General features: G+C 57.1%; 27 protein-coding genes. 20 read left to right on the forward strand and 7 right to left on the reverse strand.

The window, feature by feature from the left end; all coding sequences use genetic code 11:
- Window positions 1-2: 2 nt before the first annotated feature.
- The 10 genes from NE547_RS05595 (at window position 3) to NE547_RS05635 (ending at window position 7,335) form a co-directional block, all read left to right on the forward strand.
- A complete protein-coding gene (locus tag NE547_RS05595) occupies window positions 3-731 on the forward strand; it encodes a hypothetical protein (RefSeq protein WP_256174971.1) in 729 nt (242 codons plus the stop codon).
- A gap of 220 nt (window positions 732-951) precedes the next feature.
- Complete coding sequence (locus tag NE547_RS05600) at window positions 952-1,371, forward strand: four helix bundle protein (RefSeq protein WP_050625022.1); 420 nt, start codon at window positions 952-954, stop codon at window positions 1,369-1,371.
- Window positions 1,372-1,413: 42 nt separating this feature from the next.
- Window positions 1,414-1,629, forward strand: coding sequence for a DUF6273 domain-containing protein (locus tag NE547_RS18545; protein ID WP_370866821.1), 216 nt, complete (start codon window positions 1,414-1,416; stop codon window positions 1,627-1,629).
- A 71-nt stretch (window positions 1,630-1,700) separates the two neighbouring features.
- Window positions 1,701-2,807, forward strand: coding sequence for a reverse transcriptase/maturase family protein (locus NE547_RS05605; RefSeq protein WP_227126812.1), 1,107 nt, complete (start codon window positions 1,701-1,703; stop codon window positions 2,805-2,807).
- Complete coding sequence (locus NE547_RS05610) at window positions 2,749-4,446, forward strand: DUF6273 domain-containing protein (RefSeq protein ID WP_256174972.1); 1,698 nt, start codon at window positions 2,749-2,751, stop codon at window positions 4,444-4,446. Before NE547_RS05605 ends, NE547_RS05610 begins: the two co-directional genes overlap by 59 nt.
- A 12-nt stretch (window positions 4,447-4,458) precedes the next feature.
- On the forward strand, window positions 4,459-5,229 hold the full coding sequence (locus tag NE547_RS05615; RefSeq protein ID WP_227126810.1) for a hypothetical protein: 771 nt from the start codon (window positions 4,459-4,461) through the stop codon (window positions 5,227-5,229).
- A gap of 13 nt (window positions 5,230-5,242) precedes the next feature.
- Window positions 5,243-5,590, forward strand: a complete 348-nt coding sequence (locus NE547_RS05620; RefSeq protein WP_227126809.1) for a serine/threonine protein kinase — start codon at window positions 5,243-5,245, stop codon at window positions 5,588-5,590.
- A 10-nt stretch (window positions 5,591-5,600) separates the two neighbouring features.
- Window positions 5,601-5,921 (forward strand): hypothetical protein, encoded by a 321-nt coding sequence (locus NE547_RS05625; RefSeq protein ID WP_172697614.1) that lies wholly within the window; start codon window positions 5,601-5,603, stop codon window positions 5,919-5,921.
- A gap of 18 nt (window positions 5,922-5,939) precedes the next feature.
- Entirely contained in the window at window positions 5,940-6,308 is a 369-nt protein-coding gene (locus tag NE547_RS05630; RefSeq protein WP_227126808.1) for a phage holin, LLH family, read from the forward strand.
- Window positions 6,301-7,335: an N-acetylmuramoyl-L-alanine amidase gene (locus NE547_RS05635; RefSeq protein WP_305148456.1), complete on the forward strand. Its 1,035-nt coding sequence runs from the start codon at window positions 6,301-6,303 to the stop codon at window positions 7,333-7,335. Before NE547_RS05630 ends, NE547_RS05635 begins: the two co-directional genes overlap by 8 nt.
- A gap of 257 nt (window positions 7,336-7,592) precedes the next feature.
- Here the strand turns inward: NE547_RS05635 and NE547_RS05640 are convergent, their stop codons facing one another.
- A complete protein-coding gene (locus tag NE547_RS05640; RefSeq protein ID WP_119205533.1) occupies window positions 7,593-8,666 on the reverse strand; it encodes a site-specific integrase in 1,074 nt (357 codons plus the stop codon).
- Between the two features lie 42 nt (window positions 8,667-8,708).
- Window positions 8,709-9,314, reverse strand: a complete 606-nt coding sequence (locus tag NE547_RS05645) for a helix-turn-helix domain-containing protein (protein WP_256174973.1) — start codon at window positions 9,312-9,314, stop codon at window positions 8,709-8,711.
- 203 nt (window positions 9,315-9,517) lie between these two features.
- Between NE547_RS05645 and NE547_RS05650 the strand changes: the two genes are divergently transcribed.
- From NE547_RS05650 to NE547_RS05670, 5 genes are all read left to right on the forward strand, one after another.
- Window positions 9,518-9,724 carry a hypothetical protein gene (locus NE547_RS05650; protein WP_021632637.1) on the forward strand — a complete coding sequence of 69 codons (207 nt, stop codon included), beginning with the start codon at window positions 9,518-9,520 and terminating at the stop codon, window positions 9,722-9,724.
- Entirely contained in the window at window positions 9,711-10,883 is a 1,173-nt protein-coding gene (locus NE547_RS05655; RefSeq protein WP_256174974.1) for an AAA family ATPase, read from the forward strand. Before NE547_RS05650 ends, NE547_RS05655 begins: the two co-directional genes overlap by 14 nt.
- Before the next feature lie 100 nt (window positions 10,884-10,983).
- The gene (locus NE547_RS05660) at window positions 10,984-11,238 is read left to right on the forward strand and encodes a hypothetical protein (RefSeq protein ID WP_009260788.1); all 255 of its coding nucleotides are present in this window, start codon (window positions 10,984-10,986) and stop codon (window positions 11,236-11,238) included.
- Between the two features lie 378 nt (window positions 11,239-11,616).
- On the forward strand, window positions 11,617-12,879 hold the full coding sequence (locus tag NE547_RS05665) for a plasmid recombination protein (RefSeq protein ID WP_256174975.1): 1,263 nt from the start codon (window positions 11,617-11,619) through the stop codon (window positions 12,877-12,879).
- 174 nt (window positions 12,880-13,053) lie between these two features.
- Window positions 13,054-13,329: a hypothetical protein gene (locus tag NE547_RS05670; protein ID WP_256174976.1), complete on the forward strand. Its 276-nt coding sequence runs from the start codon at window positions 13,054-13,056 to the stop codon at window positions 13,327-13,329.
- 7 nt (window positions 13,330-13,336) lie between these two features.
- Here the strand turns inward: NE547_RS05670 and NE547_RS05675 are convergent, their stop codons facing one another.
- Both NE547_RS05675 and NE547_RS05680 read right to left on the reverse strand, forming a co-directional pair.
- A complete protein-coding gene (locus tag NE547_RS05675) occupies window positions 13,337-14,488 on the reverse strand; it encodes a cell wall metabolism sensor histidine kinase WalK (RefSeq protein ID WP_074925770.1) in 1,152 nt (383 codons plus the stop codon).
- Window positions 14,485-15,162, reverse strand: coding sequence for a response regulator transcription factor (locus tag NE547_RS05680; protein WP_074925768.1), 678 nt, complete (start codon window positions 15,160-15,162; stop codon window positions 14,485-14,487). The genes NE547_RS05675 and NE547_RS05680 overlap by 4 nt, the downstream gene beginning before the upstream one ends.
- A 147-nt stretch (window positions 15,163-15,309) precedes the next feature.
- Here NE547_RS05680 and NE547_RS05685 point away from each other — a divergent pair, with 147 nt between their 5' ends.
- Genes NE547_RS05685 through msrB form a run of 4 tightly spaced genes read left to right on the forward strand, consistent with a single transcriptional unit; the run spans window position 15,310 to window position 18,463 of the window.
- Complete coding sequence (locus tag NE547_RS05685; protein WP_256174977.1) at window positions 15,310-15,456, forward strand: CD1871A family CXXC motif-containing protein; 147 nt, start codon at window positions 15,310-15,312, stop codon at window positions 15,454-15,456.
- Window positions 15,457-15,481: 25 nt separating this feature from the next.
- Entirely contained in the window at window positions 15,482-16,357 is an 876-nt protein-coding gene (locus tag NE547_RS05690) for a 4Fe-4S binding protein (RefSeq protein ID WP_251318946.1), read from the forward strand.
- Complete coding sequence (locus tag NE547_RS05695) at window positions 16,354-17,313, forward strand: TlpA disulfide reductase family protein (protein WP_119205530.1); 960 nt, start codon at window positions 16,354-16,356, stop codon at window positions 17,311-17,313. The genes NE547_RS05690 and NE547_RS05695 overlap by 4 nt, the downstream gene beginning before the upstream one ends.
- A 37-nt stretch (window positions 17,314-17,350) precedes the next feature.
- The gene (msrB, locus tag NE547_RS05700) at window positions 17,351-18,463 is read left to right on the forward strand and encodes a peptide-methionine (R)-S-oxide reductase MsrB (protein WP_256174978.1); all 1,113 of its coding nucleotides are present in this window, start codon (window positions 17,351-17,353) and stop codon (window positions 18,461-18,463) included.
- A 79-nt stretch (window positions 18,464-18,542) separates the two neighbouring features.
- Here msrB and NE547_RS05705 read toward each other — a convergent pair whose 3' ends face one another.
- Complete coding sequence (locus NE547_RS05705; RefSeq protein WP_118519191.1) at window positions 18,543-18,761, reverse strand: DUF6061 family protein; 219 nt, start codon at window positions 18,759-18,761, stop codon at window positions 18,543-18,545.
- A 348-nt stretch (window positions 18,762-19,109) separates the two neighbouring features.
- Here NE547_RS05705 and NE547_RS05710 point away from each other — a divergent pair, with 348 nt between their 5' ends.
- A complete protein-coding gene (locus NE547_RS05710; RefSeq protein ID WP_256174979.1) occupies window positions 19,110-19,649 on the forward strand; it encodes a methylated-DNA--[protein]-cysteine S-methyltransferase in 540 nt (179 codons plus the stop codon).
- A gap of 27 nt (window positions 19,650-19,676) precedes the next feature.
- On the opposite strand, the gene NE547_RS05715 is transcribed toward NE547_RS05710, so the two are convergent.
- Entirely contained in the window at window positions 19,677-20,084 is a 408-nt protein-coding gene (locus NE547_RS05715) for a cytidine deaminase (protein WP_186907281.1), read from the reverse strand.
- Between the two features lie 71 nt (window positions 20,085-20,155).
- Complete coding sequence (locus NE547_RS05720; RefSeq protein WP_256174980.1) at window positions 20,156-21,373, reverse strand: MFS transporter; 1,218 nt, start codon at window positions 21,371-21,373, stop codon at window positions 20,156-20,158.
- Window positions 21,374-21,486 lie beyond the last annotated feature (113 nt).

Raw genomic sequence — 21,486 nt, forward strand, 5'->3', positions numbered from 1 at the left:
CCATGCCAAACAGAGAAATCCTGGCCTCTCCTGACATCGCGGAGAGCGAAGAGGGCGCGGTGCTGCTCAACAGCGGCTACACCGCCCTGGGCAAAGTCATGGCCGGGAGCGGCGGCATCCAGTTCACAAAAGCGGAGCTGGACAGCGGCGATCTCCCGGAGGGAACGGCGGTTGAGGACCTGACCGTCCCGGTTGAATATGCCGGAGACGCCATGATTGCCAAGTGCGAGAACACCGGCACCGGCGAGGCTACGGTGGTGGTCCAGGCTACCAGCGTGGGCGTCGAGACCGGCTTCTACGTCAAAGGCGTCATGCTCTACATCAAGGACCCGGAGGGCGATGGAGACGTTGCCTATTCCTATCTTCCCCTCCAGAGCAAGCCGGAGTGGATGAGGCCCCAGGGCAGCCCGGTAAACAAGATGGTGACTTTCAACATCATCAACATTGTGGGCGCGGCGGCGAGCGTTTCGGCCATCATTGACCCGGACGCCCTGGCCCGCGTGGTGGACCTGGAAAAATATGCGCTCCTGGGCCACAGTCATGAAATCAGCGACATTTCCGGCCTCTCCAACACCCTGAGCGACCATGAGGCCGCAATCGACCTGCTCAACGATCTGGTGTCCGGCGATATGCCCGGAGGCATCAACAAGACCGCCGACTTTGCCACCCTCGCCGGTATCACCATGCGCGATGGAGTTTGGAGCCAGACCGGACGCTCCATTACAGCATGACGGGGCTACTTTGCAGCCCCGAAGAGGCGAGCTGTCTTATTCCGAACCTTATCGCAGAGCTGGAGACCCCTTGCCCCTGCGAGGGCCTGGAGGGGCTTGTGCTCTGCGGTTTGGGATATAAAGGCCAGAGGGTCACTATCCGCGTCCGGCCCGGCGTCCTCGAAGTGGACGGCGTACCGGCTGATGAGCTGGAGGCCCTGCGTGAAAGGAGTTGTCCTGTTTGCAGAACCGGCACGGTGAACTCACCATCATCTGCAAGGCAAAAGACCTGGTAAACCATACCTTGCAGCTCACGAACAACACTAAGCTGTTCCCTAAAAAGGTGCGCTTCACCCTCTGCCAGAGAATGCAGAACCTCTCAATCCAAATCCTGCATGACATCATAGCGGCCAACGAGATATACCCTCGGACCGTCGCTGAGATGAACACGCGCCTTGACCTCCAGAAAGAGGTCTTGACCAACTGCAAGGTCTTCCTGAACTTCCTGGATATAGCTCTGGAACAGGGGTATATCGACATCAGGCGGTGTGAGTATTGGACGGGCCTCACCACCGACGTAAAGAACCTTGCCGCGTCGTGGCGCAAAAAGGACGCCGAGCGCTTCCGGCAGCAAGTTCAGACCGGCGGCGCACGGCGATGATTTGAGAGGCCACGGGTGCGTCCTGTACGTGCATCCCCCTGGGTGTGCCTTGTCCGCTCCCCGTATTCGTCGAACGCGAACAACGTGCGCTACGTGAACTCGGACGGGAGCCTCAACAACAACAACGCGTACAACGGCAACAGGGGTGTGCGCCCGGCTTCGGTGGAATACCGTGACCGAGTAACCCGAAAGGGAGAAAGCAGAAGCCCACCATCAAAGGAGGACGTATCCGGTCCCGGCCTGACAGGGCGGGGATAAACACATAGCGCCGACGCGCTGAGGCTCGCCCATTGGAGCTTCGGCGCTACCAGCGGCGCAAGGAGCCTATTATGGAACAGAATTTTGAAGTCGTTTATGACTTCGCTAATCTCTATGCGGCGTATCGGGCGACCAGAAAAGGTAAGCGATGGAAAGACGCCGTTGCCAAAGTGGAGCTGAACACTCTGGAGGCGATCACCGTCCTGCAAGCTGAGCTGCGGGACGGTCTCTACAAGCCCGGAAATTACCATGAGTTCTACGTCTTTGAGCCAAAGCGACGTCTCATCCAGACGAACAGCGTCAAGGACAAAATCGTGCAACACGCCTTTTGTGACAACATCCTTTACCCCGTCCTGAGCCGCCCCTTTATCCTGGATAACTACGGGAGCCAAGTCGGAAAGGGGACCCACTTCGGCCTCGACCGCCTCCGTGACTTCATGCGGGAGTATTACCGGAAGCACGGGAGCGCCGACGGCTGGGTCCTGAAAGCGGATGTCCGGCACTACTTCGCCAGCATCCGGCACGACATTCTCAAGCGAGATGTCAATAAGCTGCTCACGGACCCACGGAGCCGGGCCTTGTCCGACGCTATCATAGATAGCACCCCTGATAATGTCGGCATCCCCATAGGCAATCAATCGTCCCAGGTGTACGCCCTATTGTATCTGAATGAACTCGACCACTACGTCAAAGAAGTCCTCCGAATGCGGTACTATGGCCGCTACATGGATGATTTTTATATCATCTGCGAGAGTAAGGAGGCGCTTCGTGAAGCGTGGAGGAAAGTCGAGCAGCTCTTGACCCCAAGGGGCCTTGAGCTAAACCAGAAGACACAGATCTTCCCCTTGCGGAACGGCCTGGACTTTTTGGGCTTCCACACATACCTGACCGACACCGGAAAGGTAATACGGAAAGTTAGGCGTTCCAGCAAAGACCGTATGAGGCGCAAGCTGCGGAAATACGCGGTGATGTATGAAAACGGCGCTATGACCCGGAAGCAGATTGAAGAGAGCTACCAGAGCTGGAGGTCTCATGCTTCCCACGGCCAATGCCGGGAACTCATCACCAAGTACGACGCGGTTTGCGCCTCCATCTTTGAAAGGAGTGTAAAGTCAAACCATGCCGCAGAAAATCAGCGCCCTACCCGTAAAGGCGAAAGTGCGGGACACAAAGACTAAGTATTACGGCGTCCCCATCGGCTGGGTCATCGGTGACAAAAGCCATTCCGGCTACCCCGCCAATAGCACAACCCTTGTTGCTGAGAACATTATCAAAATCTGCTGCTTCGACGCCATGGAGAGCGACGGCAACTTGGACCGGGAGAGATACGGCAACAACCGCTATTCCCTGGCTAACATCCGCCAGTGGCTCAATAAGAGCGGGACCGGCTGGTATCAGGCCCAGCACAGCTATGACCGGCCCCCGTCCAATTCTTACGTCTGGAGCGGCTACAACGAGTACGACGCACAATCCGGCTTCCTGACCGGCTTCGGCGCGGAGATGCTGGCCGCCCTGCTCACCACCACCCTGACCGTCGCAAAGCCCGGCACGGACGGCGGCGGGTCCGAGACTGTCCAGGACAAGATTTTCTTGCTTTCCATGGCAGAGGTCGGCCTCGGCTCGGAGAACGGCGTCGCAGAGGGCACGAAGCTGGCTATGTTCAGCGACAGCGCAAGCCGCCTGTGCAAGCCTACCGCCCAGGCCGTGAGCAACAGCGAGTACACCGCCGGTGACTTGAGCGCGTCGCAGAATTGGTGGTGGTGGCTCCGCTCCCCGTGTTCGTCGTACGCGAACAACGTGCGCTGCGTGCACGCGGACGGGAGCCTCTACTACGACAGCGCGTACGACGGCCACTGGGGTGTGCGCCCGGCTTTGAATCTGTCATCTGACATCTTGGTATCTGATGCACCGGACAGCGAGGGGTACTACACCATCATCTGGAATAATGCCCCCACCACGCCCCCGTCCATCACCGTGCCAGAGGACGTGCGGAGCGGTAAAGGTCTCACCGTCTCTTGGGCGGCGTCGGTGGACCCGGACACCGACGCCGTGAGCTATGAGCTGGAGCGGAAGTACAACAACGGTGGGTGGTCCAAAATCTATGACGGAGCCGCGACGCAGTTCAGCGACACGATCACCACGGCGATGAACACGGTAGCATACCGGGTCCGCGCCAAGGACAGCAAGAACGCTTATAGCGCATACACCACCAGCCCTACCCGGACCGTCACCCACAACGTAGACCCGACGGTGAGCGGCAGCGATCAGCAGCTCGGCGTGGTGACTACGCCGCCCTCGTTCCAGTACACGGTCAACGACGGGGACGCCGGAGACACGCTCACCATCGTAGAGAGCCTGGACGGTGTGGCCCTTAAAACTATCACCCCGGCAGAGCGGAACCATCAGTACACCTTTGCGCTCGCGGCGGCACAGTTCGCCGCCCTCACCGGACCGCACACCATGACTATCAAGGTCTCGGACAGCGCCGGGAACAGCGTCACCCGTACCATCACCTTTACCCGGTCCGTCTCCATCATCGACTTTGACTGGAAAGTGGATGACACCAGCGCCGCCGCGCAGAAAATCCTTGTCTCCATGCGGTACAACGCCCATGAGGACGGCGTGACAATCCAGGTCTGCAACAACTACAACGACGAAGAGCCGACCTGGGAGACTGCCCAGCTCGGCCTCAAGCACATTTTCAGCAATTCCGCGAAGACTGCGGATAGCTTTGCTGTGGGCGTCCGCGTCCAGATCACCAAGGCCGGAGGGTATGAAAGCATCGCCTGCTACTCTCTGTCCGCAAGCTACATCTAAGGGGGAATGACTATGAGAAGTCTTGACGAAGCCCGCGCCTACCAGAAGCAGGAAAAGAGCGTGGACACCTATGAGCTGTGGGCGGCCATCCTTGCCACCCATGACGCTCTGGTGGAGATGGGCGGCCCCGGCCTCCCGGAACTTCATGTGAACCGGGCGCGGGCGAACCTCATCCGCGCCGGACAGGTCGAGAGCGGAGACTACACCGACGCCGATCTAAAATCCATCGCGGCGGCAGATGGGGCCCGTATCTGGAGCGCCACCATGGGGACCATTTTCAAGGATGAACCTATCGTGGGGCCGGACGGCGAACTTTACATCTGCACCACGCAGCACCAGGCGCAGGCGAATTGGGCGCCTGGTAGCGAGGGCGGACGGACGTTGTTCCGTCCGCTCCGCAGCGAGCCGGAGGAACCTGGAGAGTACCTGGAGTTCATTTGGGGCGAGCACGTCCCCTATGGTGCGGTACGCCGGGACCCCGTGGACCAGCAGCTCTACACCCCCATCAAGGAGGCGGGCGTCACGCTCTATGAGCCGCACTACCCCCACCTGGTCCCCTCTGAGTACAAGCTCTACGAAGAGGTAGAGCCGGAACCCGAACCGTGGCCGGAGCCGGGGGATGTCCCGGATTGGGATGAACTGGAGGCCAATCACACGTTCCAGGTAGGCGACCATTTCACCCACGACGGCACGGAGTATGAGGTCCTGCGCGTCTTCACCAAGCAGGATGGTTGGGCGCCCCCGGCGCTCCTGGACGACTACTACAAGGTCGTGACGGAGTAAAGGGGTGAGACCAATGGAAGTAAACGTCAGCCTGGGCCAGATGGCGCTTGCCTTTGTCGCGGCTATGGGTATTCCGAGCGCGATCATGGGCCTTATCATCTGGCGGCTGGAGCGCCGCATCGACAAGCGGGAAAAGGAACAGGCGGCCCAGGAACAGGGCCAAAAGGACCTCTTCGTCCTGATTGTCCAGGGGACCAATGCCGCTATTGCCCTGGGGGAAGCGACTGCAAGGGCCGTCCAGCGCATCCCTGACGCCCACTGCAACGGGGATATGCACGACGCCCTGGACTACGCCGCCGGCATCAAACACAAGCAAAAGGACTTCCTCACCCGGCAAGGCGTTTCCTCCCTGATGGACTGAGGGGGACGCTATGGCTGGTAAGTATGAGGGGAAACGCGCCAAGACGCGCCGCCCGTGGGAGTTCAAAAAGAAGCTCGCTGCGTGGGCCGTCCTTATTGCCACGGCCACCGCCGTAGCTTCCTACGTCCTCGCCTACCTGGACAAGCAGACCGCGAGCGATGTTACCACCACCATCTTTACCGCCTGCATCGGCTATCTGGTGAGCTATGCGGCGGCATCCACCACCGAAAAAGTCAGCCGAAACCGCCACGGGCTGGACGCTGACGGAAACCCATTCCAGACTAACAACACGGAGGGCGGGTCCGACACCAGCGGACCCACCCTCGGATAAAAATAAGGAGGATTTACCATGTACGACATCACCCCTATCATCGAAGCTGTGGCCGCCCTGATCGGCGTCATCGTTACCTGTGTGCTCATCCCGTTCATCAAGTCCAAGACCACGGCATCCCAGCAGGCGGAAATCAACGCCTGGGTCAAAATCGCCGTCTCCGCTGCTGAGCAGATTTTCAAGGGCAGCGGGCGCGGAGAAGAGAAGAAGCAGTACGTTATTGCCTGGCTGAAAGAGCGCGGTGTCACTGTGAATGAGAATGAGCTTGACGCGCTCATCGAGGCCGCCGTCTATGAGCTGACCCAGGGCATCATCCCCCTGGAGGGCATCGCCATTGAGACCACTACCGAAGTCACGGAGGACAAGGAGGAAACCGACCATGAGTAACAGCTCCCTTGTAACCTATACGAAAATCAGCCCCAACCGGACAAGCCCCCGCAATCATAAAATCGACACCATCAGCATCCATTGTTTCGTCGGCCAAGTGACGGCGAAGAGCGGTTGCAACGCCGGAACCTTTACCAAGTACGACCCGAACAACGGAGCTTCCTGCAACTACGTCGTGGGGCATGACGGCTCCATCGGACTGTGCGTGGAGGAAAAGGACCGGAGCTGGTGTACCTCCAGCGTGGCCAACGACCACCGCGCCGTCACCATTGAGACGGCCAGCGAGACCAAGGACCCCTACAAGGTCACGTCGGCGGCCTATGCCGCTCTGCTGGACCTGGTGACGGACATTTGCCGCCGGAACGGGGCCAAGAAGCTGCTCTGGTTCGGGGACAAGGCGAAGACCCTTGCCTATACCCCCAAGGCCGGGGAAATGGTGATGACGGTTCATCGCTGGTTTGCGAACAAGGCTTGCCCTGGCGATTACCTCTACAACCTGCATGGCGAGATTGCCGCCGAGGTCACTAAGCGGCTGAGCGGCGGCTCCGGCTCCACCGCCCCGGCCCCCGGCGCTTCTGGCGGCGCCCAGACCGCCGTAAACTACACGGTGAAAGTGACAGCGACGGACCTCAATATCCGTTCCGGCCCCGGCACCAACTACGGCAGCAAGGGCGCTATCAAGCCCGGCATCTACACCATCGTTGCGGAGGCCGGCGGCACCGGCGCTTCCAAGTGGGGCAAGCTCAAGAGCGGAGCCGGGTGGATTTCTCTGGACTACGCCACCAAGACCGGCACCAGCAGCTCTACGGCGTCCAAAGCCGTGACGGTGGGCAGCACCGTCACCATCCAGGCTGGAGCCGTCTACGGCGGCCTCGCCACCTCCAGAGGGGCCAAGGTCCCGGACTACGTGAGCGGCAAGAACCGCCGGTACACCGTGAAGCAGATCGCCACCCACAAGGGCGTCCAGGAGGCGCTTCTCAAGGAAATCACGTCCTGGGTTGCGCTGTCCTACCTGACCGTGGTATAATCTGCGCGTGGAATTATTTTGGCATTACGCCACCTGAAAGCGGTGGAGACTATGGAGAAACACCGCAACGCAGGACAGGTAGATAGACCGAAATACCGCGAAAAATAAGGCGAAACAGCCCCCGTCAATCGAGTGGGAATAAATAATTAGTGTTTCCTGAATCCTGAAAAGCGTTGGTAATACAGCGTTTTTCAGGATTTTTCTTTTTTAGTGGCTACAAATTGGCTACATTTGCAGCGATTTTTGTAGCCAGAGGCTCACGGCATAATGCCGTCAAGCTGTCTGGCTACCTCCACCTGCTTGTTGGGGTACAGGTGGCTGTACGTGTCCATCGTGGTCTGCACCTTCTCGTGTCCGAGACGCTCCGCGATCAGCAGCGGGGAGAAGCCCATCTCCACCAACAGGCTGGCGTGGCTGTGTCGAATGTCATGCACCCGGATGCGCTTTACCCCCGATGCCTTGCAGCCATACTCCATTTCGTGGTACAGAAAGCTCTTGGTGTAGGGAAACAGCCGATCATCATTTTGCAGTCCGTAGCAATGGGACATATACTCCTGCAAACAGGTGCAAAGACCGTCGGGAATGGGGATAGTGCGGATGCTTTTCGGTGTTTTCGGAGTGGTGATAATATCCTCTCTGCCGAGGCGCTGATAGCTCTTGTTCACCGTCAGGGTCTTCTTCTCGAAGTCGATGTCCGACGGCGTGAGCGCCAGCAGCTCTCCCTCCCGAATCCCCGTGTAGTACATGGTCATAAATACCGTGTAGCTGGCGGGACGGTCTTTCATGCTCTCGATAAAGGTCTGAAACTCGTCCTTTGTCCAGAACAGCATCTCGTCGGCTTTCTTCTTGCCCATGCTCCCCGCCTTGTGGCAGGGGTTTTCTTTCAAGCCATAGTATTTGACTGCGTAGTTGAAAATCGCCGTGAGCTGGTTGTTGATGCACTTGAGATAGGTCTGGGCGTAAGGCTTGCCGTTTTCATCCCGATAGCTGGTCAGGGAGTTCTGCCATTGGCGCACATGAGTGGGCTTGATCTCGTTCAGCGGGATTTTCTTGAAGAAAGGCGTTACCTTCAGGTCAATCAGCCATTTCTTGCTGGCAACGGTGGAGGGCTTGAGGCGGTGCTCCATATCCTTGACATACAGGGTGATGAAGTCACCGAAGGTCATGCCGAGGCTGCCTGTGGATTGGCTGATAAAGTCCCGTTCCCATTGCAGGGCTTCCTTCTTGGTGGTGAATCCCCGCTTCTTTTTGTGGATGGTCTTGCCCGTCCAGTCCGTCACGCGGATCTGAGACATCCAGCGACCGGTGTCGCCGTCTTTTGTTACTGACATTTTTACCTCCTTCCCTCAAGAATCAGGCTTTGATGGGGTTATTTACTCATTACTCTCGTTTTTACCGTATTCCTTTTCCAAAAATGCCGTCCGTTTTGCAATCCGTTCGTCGCGGTCAAGTTCTTCCGGCTCTGTGCATTTGACTGCGTTCGCGGCGTAATATGCCAAAGTCTGCTCCTTCCAGCGCTTATATGTTGCCTGCGTGGAGTTATAGGCGCGAAGCTCGTTGCGCTCTTCCTCCCATTGTTCAAGGAACAGGCATATATCCGCGTTGAACTCCGCCGTGCTCTTTCCGTCAAAGGAAATGGAACATTCCCACCGCTTGCTGCGGGGTGGCTTCTGCACGTCGATCTTGAAGTCGATGCCTTCTACCGTTTCCAGCTTAAAGAGAAAGTCCATCACGTCGGAAAGCGTTCTGATCTGCGTTGTACTGGATTCGTAGCCGAGGATATAGGTCGGCGTTGAATCCAACAGGTCGGCAATCTGATTGACAACGGCAATCGACACTTCGATCTCTCCGGTTTCGTACTTCTGTACGGTGCGGAGGGATTTTTTTAGCATTTGTGCCAGCTCGGTCTGGTTCAGCCCCTTCCGTTTTCGGAGCTGCTTGATTCTCTGCCCAATGGCGGGATAATCGAAATTGTCCATATCTGATTCACCTCGTCCATATCATATCACAGAATAAAGCGAATTGCAAGTACATATTTTTATTTTCTGAAGGCTTGACAGATGCATCTTGTGTGCGTATAATAAAATATGTACTCAAGATGCGCATTTCAGAGGGGGCAGAGAAAGGAGGATGAACAAAAGATGCGCAGACCGAGGCGAATCACTTTGAAACAGGAGGTACTATGAGAGCACAGTTTATCACAGCGTCAGAGGTCGCGGAGATCATGGGCATCAGCCGCAGCAAGGCGTATCAGATCGTCCGGGAAATGAACAGAGAGCTAAAAGCCCAAGGCTATCTGACCGTAGCCGGAAAATGCCCTGCCCAGTATTTCAAGCAGAAGTTCTACGGCTTCCAGATTCCCGGAGGTGAGCGCAATGACGGGAAATGAGAAAACGACCGCCCTCATCCCATCTGTTGGCGCAGATGGAGGGCAGCCGCCTCACAATTCAACTAAACAAAGGATACCACATGAAACCTGCGAAAGCAATCCCCCGGAGGAAAATATTGAGGAAATACGTGAGAGAATCCGGCGCATGAACGACCCACATTATCTTCATACCGTTTCCATGACAGAGCTGTATCAGACCGCATACAAGAGCAGACCGCCCGTCATCGACGGCTTGCTCTATGCGGGAGCGTATATCCTCGCAGGAGCACCCAAAATCGGAAAATCATTTCTGGTAGCGCAGCTTGCCTACCATGTCAGCACAGGGCAAAGGCTGTGGGGTTATGAAGTCCATTCCGGCACGGTGTTATACCTCGCGCTGGAGGATGATTTCCAGAGAATCCAGAGCCGGATGTTTATGATGTACGGCGTGGCGGATACCGCCAGCCTGCATTTTGCAACGGCAGCAAACAAAATCGGAAACGGTCTTGACGAGCAGCTTGAGAATTTCATAAAGGAACACCCCGACATGAAGCTGGTTATCATTGACACCATGCAGAAGATTCGGGAGGCCGGAGGCGAGGCTTACAGCTACGCCAGCGACTATGAGATCATCGGCAAGCTCAAGCGTTTTGCGGACAGACACAGCATTTGCATCGTTACCGTTCATCACACAAGAAAGCAGCCAGCCGGAGACAGCTTTGAAACGATCTCCGGCACAACAGGACTTCTTGGTTGTGCAGACGGAGCACTCCTGATGCAGAAGAAGAAACGGACTGCATTGGAGGCCACGGTCGATGCGGTGGGGCGAGATCAACAGGATCAGATTCTATATCTGAAAAAAGATGCCGACACGCAGATATGGAGCCTTGAACGGACGGAGAACGAGCCGTATCAGGAGCCGCCCGACCCGGTATTGGATACGGTTTCCCAGCTTGTTTCCTCCGAAATCAGAGAATGGACAGGCAGCCCGACCGAGCTTGCGGAAGCGGTGAATACAGGCATGGCGGCAAATGCCCTCACCAAATACCTGAACGTTAAATCCGGCAGGCTGCTGGACGAGTACCATGTGAGGTATGAGAACAGGGCCAAACACTCCGGGCGGCAGGTGAAGCTCACCCATATGATAATTGACAATGTTGAGTACGAAGTAATCGACTGAGGACAGCGCGACGGCTGCGACGGTCGCGACGGTGGAAATGATGCCATCAAAGCAACCGTCGCAATCGTTGCGACCGTCGCGGATAGGAAAGGATAGGAAAATGAAAAGCGTACAAATCCCCTATGATCTGTTCATCGACCTCGCCATGTACCATCTGCGGGGCGAGGATGATTTTGAAGAAGAAATCCGGCAGGGCTTGGAGAAGAAGCTCGACGCCATGCTGAACCGACAGCTCTACTCACAATACAAGACCGCTCCTACCGAAGAACAGCGGGAACAGGCAAGGCAGGAGTATCTTGACCGGCGTGGAGTGCCGCAGAGCTACCGATGGACTACTCCTCCTTGGGAACTGTGACAGGAGCGTGCCACGCTCCTGTTGCTGGAGGACAAGGCAAAGCCCCTCGCATCCCCGTCCCCATCGAAAAACCCGCAGATTTTGAGATGGATGGCAGAGAGGATTTTCAAAATTCTCTCTGCCTGTGGGCGGCAGCGTTGAAGCAAATTCGATTGCTGAAAGGCTGGCGGTCACGCCGTGGATTTTGCAAAGTGGGTACTACTTTCAAGCCACGGCAGGCTTCCGCAGAAGCCGCACACCCCGTTCCCCCTCGGAGAGCCCACGATACTTTGCAGCCGCAGGATGAAAGTATCATAGTGGGTTATTACACTTCCGCAGAAGTGCTCCCTCGGAAGCTGCCCCGTCCTGCGCAATCTGAAATCAGGAGGTAAACTGCCTATGGCAAGAGGCGACGGTATTCATCGTACCAACGCAAGAAATATGAGGCTGACCGCTGCCAAAATCAGCAACGCGCAGCAGCACAACGAACGGGAAAAGGAATCCTATGTCAATCAGGATATTGTCCCGGAGAGAACGCACCTCAATGTCCATTTCAAGAAACCGACCGCCGGATATGCGGAGATGTTTGAGCAGTTGAAAAAGGACGGGATCATCTCCACCCGTGGATTGAAAGAGGATGCCGTTCTCTACGGCGAGCTGGTCTTTGACGTAAACACCGCCTATTTTCATAATCACGGCGGCTATGACTTCGCAAAACAATTTTACACCGATGCTTACAAATCCGCAATAGAAATCGTCGGCGGCGAGCAGTACATCCTGTCGGCAGTCATGCACGCCGACGAGCGCAACCGCGCCATGTCCGACGCGCTGGGGCAGGACGTGTACCACTATCACCTTCATGTGGTCTACATCCCCATCGTGGAAAAGCAAATCCTGTGGTCAAAACGCTGCAAGGATAAATCGCTGGTGGGGACGGTCAAGGAAACGATTCAGCAGGTCAGCATGAGCAAAAAGTGGGATTCCAAGCCCGCGCTGGATGAGCATGGGAAACCGCTGCTGAACGCAAACGGAAAAACCGTGCTCCGAAAATCCTATTCCGTTCTGCAAGATGATTTCTTCGCCGCCATGCGAAAGGCAGGGTATGACGATGTGGAGCGAGGCGAGCGCGGCAGCTCTGAGGAACACCTGACGGTGACGCAGTTCAAGGTGCAGCAGGAACAGGCGCGGCTGGCAGAATTCACAGAGCAGAACCGTCAGCAGGAAAAACAGGCAGCAACGCTTGGGAGCAAAATTGAAAAAATCCAGAATCAGCGGGTCGATGTGCGGTCTATCGAAAAAATCGTGGCAACGTCCATTCCCTTCTCATCCAAAGTCGCCGTGGAGCGTGAGGACTTTGACCGACTTTCCACTCTGGCAAAGAAGTACGTTACAGCAGAGAAAAAGGAATCCAAACTGCAAAAGGCGTTGGATGCGGCAAACAAACTGATTGCAAAGCTCAAGGCTGAGATTGACAGTTTGAAACAGGAAATTTCTGATTATAAGTCTGTCCACAGAAAGCTCCGTGCGGCAGAATTGGAGCGTGAAAATACGGAGCTGCGCGGGAAAGTCCGCAGCTATGAGGATGTGATTCAGCGTAATAATCTGTGGCGATTCTTCCATCCGCACAGAGAAAAAGCGGTCACGAGGGACGAAGCTCGCTGATTCCTGTGTAGAGCCGGAAAAAACGCATTTTATCGAATGGGAGCGCGTCGGACAGGGCAGACATCGTCCGGCGCGCTCCTGTTTGAAAATCGCCATTTTTCCCAAGTCAAGAGCCGAAGAAAACACCTGAAAAACACCCCTATTGCGTGACAGAGCCGCAGAAAGGATAAGCCTATGAGAACAGGACTTACCAAGCAGGAAAAGACCACCGAAATCTATTTTGACGAGAAAGACCCCACCATCTTCATCCGCACCCACAACACCGACCTCAAAAACAGGCTGACCGCATACAACCGCAAACACCCTGCCGTCTGCAAGCTGACGGACGTAGACCCGGACACGGGCTGCAAGGAATTTGAGATTGAAAAGGGACGCTTCTCTTTCCGGCTGACCGCCCCATACAGAGAGGAACTCCGCAGGGCGGCAAGCGAAGCGGCGAAAAACGAATAAAAGGGTTTTAGGGCTTCGTTGATTGTTGCGTTGGCAACCCCACCGCAATGGTAGTGCCCTTCTCCGAACTTTTCTCTACCCAAACGGAGCCGCCGTGGAGGTCGGCGATCTCCCATACCAGTGAGAGCCCCAGTCCTGCGCCACCGTATTCCCGGCTGCGAGACTTGTCCACCCGGAAGAAGGGCTGGAAGATACTGCGCTGATACACCTCCGGGATGCCGCAGCCGGTGTCGGAGACGCGGAGCAGGAGCTTTTCCAACTCCTGAGTGACAGAAACCCGTACCGAGCCGCCCGGCCGGTTGTACTTGACAGCATTCTCCGTCAGGTTGAAGATCAGCCGGTAGATCAGTGCATCGCTGCCGGTCATAATGCCGTCGCCCTCCGCCGTCAGCGTGACGCCGAGCTTATCTGAGAGCGGCGCAAGATCTGTGAAGATCTCCTCGATCATGGGAGCGAGTTGGATCCGCTCGTTCCGCGCCACCTGCCGCAGATTGCTCATCTCCAGCAGTGTCCTGGTCATCTGTATCAGCCGTTCCGTCTGCTCACGCAAAAGCGTGAGGAACTCCGCCGTCTCCGGTCGCACATCAGGATGCTCCGCGGAAAACAGCTCCAACTGCGCCTGCATTAGTGCCAGTGGCGTGCGCAGCTCGTGGGCGGCGTTGCCGGTGAACTGCCGCTGGGCGGAAAAGGCGTTGTTCAGCCGCTCCAGCATCTGGTTGAACGAGCGGCTCAGCTGCCGGAACTCCGAAATAGCATCTTCATCGATCCTCATATCGGCAAGATTGTTCAGCTGCACCTGCTCCACCTGCGAGGTAAAGCTGCGCAGGGGCTTGAGAGCGCGTCCGCTGACGAAATAGGCGAGGATGCCGCTGAGCAGCGTTACCGCCGCCGTGATGTACCAGTTGGTGGTGCGGAAGCGCCCCTGCACCCCATCGACGACGATGGTCAACTCCTCGTTGGGCGCTATGAGCTGCGGGTCAAAGCTCGCCGCTCCGCCATCATTCAGGATCACCGTGCCGCCGCCTTGTAAACTGTCCGCAATGGTGTCCATATAGTACACACCGGAGGAGCACAGCAGCAAATTCATGGCCACGCAGGTGATGCCGATGAGCAGGACGGACATCAGCGTGATGCGCCACTGCAGGGAAAGCCGCTTCATTCCTCCTCGCCTCCCATCAGATAGCCCTCGCCGATGCGGTTGCGGATGGGGTCATAGCCCAGCACGGCGCGGAGCTTTTTGCGCAGGGCGGAGATGTGGACGCGAATGGAATTGCTGAAGCTGTCCACGCTATTGTCCCAAACGTGATCCATCAGCTCCTCCTGACTTACTGGCCTTCCTTGATGCACCATCAGGTATTCCAGGATTCCCGTTTCCTTCCGGGTGAGCGTCAGCGTCTGCCCGTTGACGGTGGCGGTACGGGAGCGGGTGTCAAAGGTCAGGCCTCCGCAGCTTAGCAGCACATCCTGCTGGGTGAACTGCCGCAATGTCAGGCTGCGGATGCGGGCCTCCAGCTCCGCCAAGTGGAAGGGCTTCGCCAGATAGTCGTTCGCCCCGGCATCCAGCCCCTGCACCTTGTCCTCCACTTCGCTGCGGGCGGAGAGGATCAGCACCCGCGTCTCCCGGTCGGTCTGCCGCAGGGTGCGCAGCACCGTCATGCCGTCCTTTTTCGGCAGATTCAGATCAAGAAGCACCAGATCGTATCGTTCCACGCCCAGAAGCGCCAGCGCCTTTTCGCCGTCATAGCAGTAGTCCACGCTGTAGGCCAGCCGCCGCAGGCTGCGAACGATGGTCTCGCACAGGGCGCGTTCATCTTCAATTACTAAAAGGTGCATGAGAGCCCTCCTTTTTATTTCTTCGTTTTTGTGTTGCTTTCATTATAGCAAAAACAGATAAGGTTTGCGTTAAGTTTTCGTTCTTAACAGAGACTTTAACTCTCCCGCGCTATGATGGAGGCAGAAAATCGGAAAGGGTGATGAAAAATGAGCTGCGGGAAAAAGGCCGCGGCGCAGATCGTGCTGCTGATGGCCGGAGCCGCCATGCTGTGCTTTGGTGTCTGGCGGGGCGAGGCGGAGACAGTGCTGAGCAAAGCAATCAAATTATGTCTGGAGTGTGTGGGCATTGGGTAAAAAGTTTTCAGGCGTTTCACAGACCATGTCCCGCTTCCGGGGCTGGATTCAGGCGGGGGCGACGCTGCTGACCAACCTGCATCTGCCGAACTTTCTCAAGGGCGGACTGTATCAGGGGGCGGGGAAGACCGTCTGCGTGCCGGGGCTGAACTGCTACTCCTGTCCGGCGGCGTCCGGGGCCTGCCCCATCGGGGCGTTTCAGGCGGTGGTGGGGTCTTCCAAGTTCAGCTTCTCCTACTATATCACAGGCTTCCTCATTCTGCTGGGCGTGCTGCTGGGGCGCTTTATCTGCGGCTTTCTATGCCCCTTCGGCTGGTTTCAGGAGCTGCTGCACAAAATCCCCACTAAGAAGCTTTCCACAAAGAGGCTGAAGCCGCTGACATACCTGAAATACGCTGTCCTGCTGGTGATGGTTTTCCTGCTACCGGCGTTCCTTGTGAACGATGTAGGCATGGGTGACCCGTTCTTCTGCAAATACCTCTGCCCCCAAGGCGTGCTGGAGGGAGCCATCCCGCTGTCCCTTGCCAATTCCGGCATCCGGGCGGCGCTGGGCAAGCTGTTTACATGGAAATTCAGCATTCTGCTGTCGGTGATCGTGCTGAGCGTGCTGTTCTACCGTCCCTTCTGCAAGTGGCTCTGCCCGCTTGGCGCATTCTACGCGCTGTTCAACCGGGTGTCCCTCTTCCAGATGAAGGTGGACAAGAATAAGTGCGTCTCCTGTGGAAACTGTGCCAGAGCCTGCAAGATGGATGTAGACGTGACGAAAACGCCCAACCATACTGAGTGTATCCGCTGCGGGATGTGCATCCGCGCCTGTCCAACGAACGCCGTGTGCTTCCGCTACGGCTTCGGCAGCGGGAAAGAAACAACAAAGAAAACAACGATGGAGGAATTAAAATGAACAGGAAGAGAATTTTTGCACTGGCTTTTGCCGTGCTGATGGTGCTGTCTCTGGCAGCCTGCGGCACGCGAGACAACGACAAGATGGCGAATGGAAGCGGCAACGGCTCCGCCATGACTGGCGAGCCGAAAACCGCCGAGGAGGCGCTCGCCCTGCACAAGGAGCTGCTGGAGCGGGAGAACGCGCTCCTGTCGGAAAATACCGAGCTGTGGGAAAAGGTCTTTATGGAGGCCGACAAGGGCATGGCCATGATCGAGGACGGGAAAAACTACGGCGACTTCCTGCTGGACACCGTTGAGGCCGCTAAAGAGCAGTTCACCGACAAGGAGTATGAGTGGCTGAAGGAGTCAGCCACGGAGATCAGCAATATCGAAAACAAGCTGACCGCGCTGGAGGAAAAGTACCCCGAGATTGTGCAGCAATCCATGGACGGCGATATGAGTATGCCCGCGGGCAGCGACACGAGCAACCCTCCCGACGACGGCAGTATGCAGAAGTTCCCCGCCTTTGAGGGCAAGGACCTGGATGGCAACGCGGTGAAAAGCGACGAGCTGTTCTCCGGCAACGCCGTCACCGTGGTGAATTTCTGGTTCACCACCTGCAATCCCTGCGTGGGCGAGCTTTCCGAGCTGGACGCACTGAACAAGGAGCTTGCGAAGAAGGGCGGCTCCCTCATCGGCGTCAACACCTTCACTCTGGACGGCGACGAAGCGGCAATTTCCGAGGCGAAGGATGTGCTTGCCAAGAAGGGCGCCACCTATCAGAATGTGTATTTTGACTCCGACGGTGAGGCGGGAAAGTTTACCACCAACATCTTTGCCTATCCCACCACCTATGTGGTCGACCGCAGCGGCAATATCGTGGGTGACCCCATCGTAGGCGCCATCACGGAAAAGAAGCAGGCGGAGACGCTGCAAAAGCTCATCGACCAGGCTCTTGCTGCCGATATGGGCTGACAAACGAATTCATCTTCTCAGAAAGGAGGGATACACCATGTATCGGAGAGTATTGCCGCTTCTGCTCACCGCGGTACTGCTGCTGAGCGGCTGCACTGCCGGGCAGAAAAATATGCCGCAGAAAATGGACGAGAAGGAAATGATCGGACAGCCCTCTGATATGTCCGGTGAAGGAAGCATGTATATGGATACCACGGAAAATGTCATATATCTGGCGGGCGGCTGCTTCTGGGGAATGGAACAGCTGATGCAGTCTATTCCCGGCGTCATCGATGCCGAGAGCGGCTATGCCAACGGCACCTGCGAGGCGGACGCCGATTACAAGACCGTCTGCAAGGGCGAGACCGGCTTTCGGGAGGCCGTGCGGGTGGAGTATGACCCCGGACAGGTGAGTCTCGACGCCCTGCTGCTGGCCTACTTCTATGTGATCGACCCCACGGTGGAGAACCGGCAGGGCAACGACCGGGGCAGCCAGTATCAGACCGGTGTCTATTACACCAACGAAAGCGCGAAGGAAACGGTGGAGCGCATCGCGGAGATCGAGCGGGGACGCAGTGAAAAGTTCTTCGTGGATATCGGCCCACTCAAGAACTACTACCCCGCCGAGGAGTACCACCAGAACTACCTCGAAAAGAACCCGAACGGCTACTGCCACATCCCGCGCGCGGAGATGGAGCTGTTTTCCCGGCTGCGCATCGATCCGGGCGACTATCAGAAGCCCGCGGCGGAATCCATCCGGGACAAGCTGACGGCGGAGCAGTACCGTGTTACGCAGGAGAGCGGCACGGAGCGCGCTTTCACAGGCGAGTTCTGGGATAAGTTTGAAAAGGGCATCTATGTGGATGTCGTCACCGGCGAGCCGCTCTTTTCCTCCACGGATAAGTTTGAGAGCGGCTGCGGCTGGCCGGCTTTCACAAAGCCCATTGAAGAGCCCGCCGTAGTGGAACTGGAGGACCTGAGCCATGGCATGCGCCGCACAGAGGTCAGAAGCCGTGCCGGAGATTCTCACCTTGGTCATTTGTTCACCGGCGATCCGGAGTCCCCCAATGGCGTGCGCTACTGCATCAACAGCGCGTCCCTCCGCTTTGTGCCTTACGCAAAGATGAAAGCAGAGGGCTACGGATATCTTCTGTATCTGTTCGAGGAATGAGTTCGCAAAATACAATGATATAATAAGCAGCGTCCCAATCATTATGAACCGGGACGCTGTCGTTTATGCTCATGTCGGTTTATTCAAACAGGACGTTCAGCTTGCTGTTCAGAATCAGATCGGCATAAGCAAGCGGGTCATTGTAGATCAGATAATCCAGCTCTGACCGCTGGAAGCGGTTGTCAGCAGCTTCGCTTTCAACGGCGGTGAAGTCAATGGAAATCTGGCTTCTATCGTCAAAAACCAATTCTACGCAGGCTGTGTCTATGTTGAATTGATAGGATATAAGTTTGCTCATGGTCATACCTCCAAGATGTTTTTTGAGGTGAATCAGGCGGTCAATTTCCGGGTGATTATTGGCGGGAATCATATCGAAATCTGCTGCAAATCATTCAAAATAAATCGTTGCGAACGGTTAGTACGTATAAAATAGCTGGCTACAAAACGGCTACAAAATTCGTAAGGAACCTATGTACAGCCCGAAATACGTGGATTATTTGGATGAAAAGTGCATCGAGAGTGCATTTTATAACCCTAAATCAAAGCTCAAGACTTGAGTGGGAGTAAGCGTAGCCGGAGAATGCCGGATGGAGCCGAAGAATAGTTTGCAGATGGATAAGGCGTCTGAACAGGGGAGGGGATATTCATGTATTATACGGCGCGCTATTGGTCTCCAGTGGGGCCGCTTCTGCTGGCGGGCAGGGAAGACGGCCTGATAGGGCTGTGGCTGGAGGGACAAAAGTATTTTGGAGCCGGTTTGCCGGAGCAGCGGGAGCAGCGGGAGGATCTTCCCATCCTGCGCAGTGCAAAGGAATGGCTGGATCGGTATTTTGCAGGAGACCGGCCTGCAATTGCAGAACTCGCCCTTGCGCCGGCCGGCAGTCCCTTTCGTCAGGGCGTTTGGCGCATCCTGTGCGAGATCCCCTATGGCCAGGTGACCACCTACGCGGCCATCGCAAAGCAGATGGCGGAGCACATGCAGCGCAAGACCATGTCCGCGCAGGCAGTCGGCGGTGCGGTGGGACATAACCCGATTTCCATCATCATCCCTTGTCACCGGGTGGTCGGAACGAATGGGAGCTTGACCGGTTATGCCGGCGGCGTCGACAAAAAACGCAGGCTGCTGGAATGGGAGGGCGCCGACCTTTCCAGACTGTCGGCTCCCGCCGGAGAAGCCGCGCGATAGCGGCCCCCGGCGGGACTGCGCCTGGAGTCATCGCGGCGCCTTGTCCAGTGATTTTGGCCCGAAGCTGTGGGGCAAGAGCTCGGACAAGGAGCAGGAGACGAACGTATGATCGCCCCGGGCGACCAGCAGCCGGAGCGCGGGTGCAAATTCGCTGAGCATCTGACGGCAGGCTCCGCAGGGCCAGCAGTAATCAGCGGCGGCGCCTACCACGGCAAGACGGATAAAATCATCCCGGTGCCCTTCGCTGACCGCTTTTACCAGTGCGGTACGCTCGGCGCAGATGGTAGAGCCGTAGGCGGCGTTCTCCACATTGCATCCGGTATAAACGTCCCCGCCGGCACACTCCAGCGCGGCCCCCACTGGAAAGCCCGAGTAGGGCACATAGGCATGCTTCAGCATTGTAAAGGCAAGCTCCACCAATTCCTGGTCTGTCATCGAAAAACCTCCTTGCTCCTAAAACGGCCTCGCATGGGATATCCATGCGAGGCCATTTTAGCATGTTTTTCTCAGGACTTCAACTTATCACAGTTGCGTACGGCGGGCAGAGCCAGACCCAGCACGCCGCAGAAAAGGGTGACGACGCCGGACAGCAGAAACCAAACGGTGATGCCGGTGCGGTCGGCCAGAAGAGCGGTGGCGACCAGTCCAACGGGGGATGCCAGCGTCATGATGGCCCCGGACAGGCCGAGCACCCGCCCCAGAAATTCCGGCGCGACCTTTTCTTGGATCAGAGCCATAAAGACCGAATTGAAGAAGGGGCAGGTCAGCCCCATGAACAGGGAGAGGACGGCAAAGGTCCAGAAGGCGGTGGGAGGCAGCAGGCCGGTGGACACCAGAACGACGCCCAGGGCGAAGATGGAGCCGAGCATAGTCGCCATCTTATCCCGAAAACCGCCCCAGAGCCCCAGGATCACGGAGCCTGCCAGCATTCCAATGGAGAAAGCGGTCTCCACGACCGCGGCGGAGGCGGTATCTCCGCCGAAGTACTGCATGCTCATAAGGGGGAACAGGGCGGACACCGGCATGAAGGCTACGGAAAAAAGCGCGCAAATCAGGCAGAGCTCCCACAGCCAGCGGTGCGAGCGCAGTACTGCAAACCCCTCTTTCGTGTCCCGCCAGATACGCAGGCGCTGCTCCGGCTGTCCCACACGCAGTACAGGCAGGCGTGCGAAAAGCAGTCCGCCGATGGCAAAAAGTGCTCCCAGCGTATCCGTCAGAATGATCCAATGGAGCGGCAGAGCGGCATACAGCGCGGCGGCCAGAGCAGGGGAGAGCAGCATAGAGACCGTCTGGATGCCCTGGCTCCAACCGGCGCAGCGGGTCAATGCGTCCGGCGGTGCGATCAGAGGCGTTACCGCCTGAATGCAGGGCGCGTGAAACGCGCCGCCTACGCTGCGCAGGGCCAGCACCAGAATAATGGGGCCGGGGGTCAGGGGCACGGCGGCGGCCGCCAGCGCCAGTGCCAGGGACAGCAGGCCGATGGCGCCGTCTGCAGCGGCCATAAGGAAGCGCCGGTCAAACCGGTCGGCAAAGGCCCCGGTAAACAGGGATAGAATGCCCTGGGGCAGCAGAGCGGCGATGGTGGCCGCCGACAAGACGGCGGAGGAGCCGGTCTGATCGGTAAGGTACCAGATCAGGGCGTATTGAGAGACCATGCTGGTGAGGATCGAGAGGGCCTGCCCGACCCAGAGGGTGACAAATTTTTGCTTCCAGTGTGGTATCATACACTCACATTCCTTTCCCAGCCGCGGTAAAGGAGTACAATTTTACCACACCAGCGCCCGGCTGTCAAGCGAAAGCAGTGGGAGACTATTCATAATTTTGTATGGAACACGAA

It is taken from the genome of Flavonifractor sp. DFI.6.63, from assembly GCF_024462255.1.
In the GTDB taxonomy this organism is placed as follows: domain Bacteria; phylum Bacillota; class Clostridia; order Oscillospirales; family Oscillospiraceae; genus Lawsonibacter_A; species Lawsonibacter_A hominis.

What these genes read in the sequence shown, in the direction of transcription:
- NE547_RS05595 (WP_256174971.1), top strand. Translation starts at nt 3, where the DNA reads ATGCCAAACAGAGAAATCCTGGCCTCTCCTGACATCGCGGAGAGCGAA.
- NE547_RS05605 (WP_227126812.1), top strand. Translation starts at nt 1,701, where the DNA reads ATGGAACAGAATTTTGAAGTCGTTTATGACTTCGCTAATCTCTATGCG.
- NE547_RS05610 (WP_256174972.1), top strand. Translation starts at nt 2,749, where the DNA reads ATGCCGCAGAAAATCAGCGCCCTACCCGTAAAGGCGAAAGTGCGGGAC.
- NE547_RS05615 (WP_227126810.1), top strand. Translation starts at nt 4,459, where the DNA reads ATGAGAAGTCTTGACGAAGCCCGCGCCTACCAGAAGCAGGAAAAGAGC.
- NE547_RS05620 (WP_227126809.1), top strand. Translation starts at nt 5,243, where the DNA reads ATGGAAGTAAACGTCAGCCTGGGCCAGATGGCGCTTGCCTTTGTCGCG.
- NE547_RS05625 (WP_172697614.1), top strand. Translation starts at nt 5,601, where the DNA reads ATGGCTGGTAAGTATGAGGGGAAACGCGCCAAGACGCGCCGCCCGTGG.
- NE547_RS05630 (WP_227126808.1), top strand. Translation starts at nt 5,940, where the DNA reads ATGTACGACATCACCCCTATCATCGAAGCTGTGGCCGCCCTGATCGGC.
- NE547_RS05635 (WP_305148456.1), top strand. Translation starts at nt 6,301, where the DNA reads ATGAGTAACAGCTCCCTTGTAACCTATACGAAAATCAGCCCCAACCGG.
- NE547_RS05640 (WP_119205533.1), bottom strand. Translation starts at nt 8,666, where the DNA reads ATGTCAGTAACAAAAGACGGCGACACCGGTCGCTGGATGTCTCAGATC.
- NE547_RS05645 (WP_256174973.1), bottom strand. Translation starts at nt 9,314, where the DNA reads ATGGACAATTTCGATTATCCCGCCATTGGGCAGAGAATCAAGCAGCTC.
- NE547_RS05650 (WP_021632637.1), top strand. Translation starts at nt 9,518, where the DNA reads ATGAGAGCACAGTTTATCACAGCGTCAGAGGTCGCGGAGATCATGGGC.
- NE547_RS05655 (WP_256174974.1), top strand. Translation starts at nt 9,711, where the DNA reads ATGACGGGAAATGAGAAAACGACCGCCCTCATCCCATCTGTTGGCGCA.
- NE547_RS05660 (WP_009260788.1), top strand. Translation starts at nt 10,984, where the DNA reads ATGAAAAGCGTACAAATCCCCTATGATCTGTTCATCGACCTCGCCATG.
- NE547_RS05665 (WP_256174975.1), top strand. Translation starts at nt 11,617, where the DNA reads ATGGCAAGAGGCGACGGTATTCATCGTACCAACGCAAGAAATATGAGG.
- NE547_RS05670 (WP_256174976.1), top strand. Translation starts at nt 13,054, where the DNA reads ATGAGAACAGGACTTACCAAGCAGGAAAAGACCACCGAAATCTATTTT.
- NE547_RS05675 (WP_074925770.1), bottom strand. Translation starts at nt 14,488, where the DNA reads ATGAAGCGGCTTTCCCTGCAGTGGCGCATCACGCTGATGTCCGTCCTG.
- NE547_RS05680 (WP_074925768.1), bottom strand. Translation starts at nt 15,162, where the DNA reads ATGCACCTTTTAGTAATTGAAGATGAACGCGCCCTGTGCGAGACCATC.
- NE547_RS05685 (WP_256174977.1), top strand. Translation starts at nt 15,310, where the DNA reads ATGAGCTGCGGGAAAAAGGCCGCGGCGCAGATCGTGCTGCTGATGGCC.
- NE547_RS05690 (WP_251318946.1), top strand. Translation starts at nt 15,482, where the DNA reads ATGTCCCGCTTCCGGGGCTGGATTCAGGCGGGGGCGACGCTGCTGACC.
- NE547_RS05695 (WP_119205530.1), top strand. Translation starts at nt 16,354, where the DNA reads ATGAACAGGAAGAGAATTTTTGCACTGGCTTTTGCCGTGCTGATGGTG.
- msrB (WP_256174978.1), top strand. Translation starts at nt 17,351, where the DNA reads ATGTATCGGAGAGTATTGCCGCTTCTGCTCACCGCGGTACTGCTGCTG.
- NE547_RS05705 (WP_118519191.1), bottom strand. Translation starts at nt 18,761, where the DNA reads ATGAGCAAACTTATATCCTATCAATTCAACATAGACACAGCCTGCGTA.
- NE547_RS05710 (WP_256174979.1), top strand. Translation starts at nt 19,110, where the DNA reads ATGTATTATACGGCGCGCTATTGGTCTCCAGTGGGGCCGCTTCTGCTG.
- NE547_RS05715 (WP_186907281.1), bottom strand. Translation starts at nt 20,084, where the DNA reads ATGACAGACCAGGAATTGGTGGAGCTTGCCTTTACAATGCTGAAGCAT.
- NE547_RS05720 (WP_256174980.1), bottom strand. Translation starts at nt 21,373, where the DNA reads ATGATACCACACTGGAAGCAAAAATTTGTCACCCTCTGGGTCGGGCAG.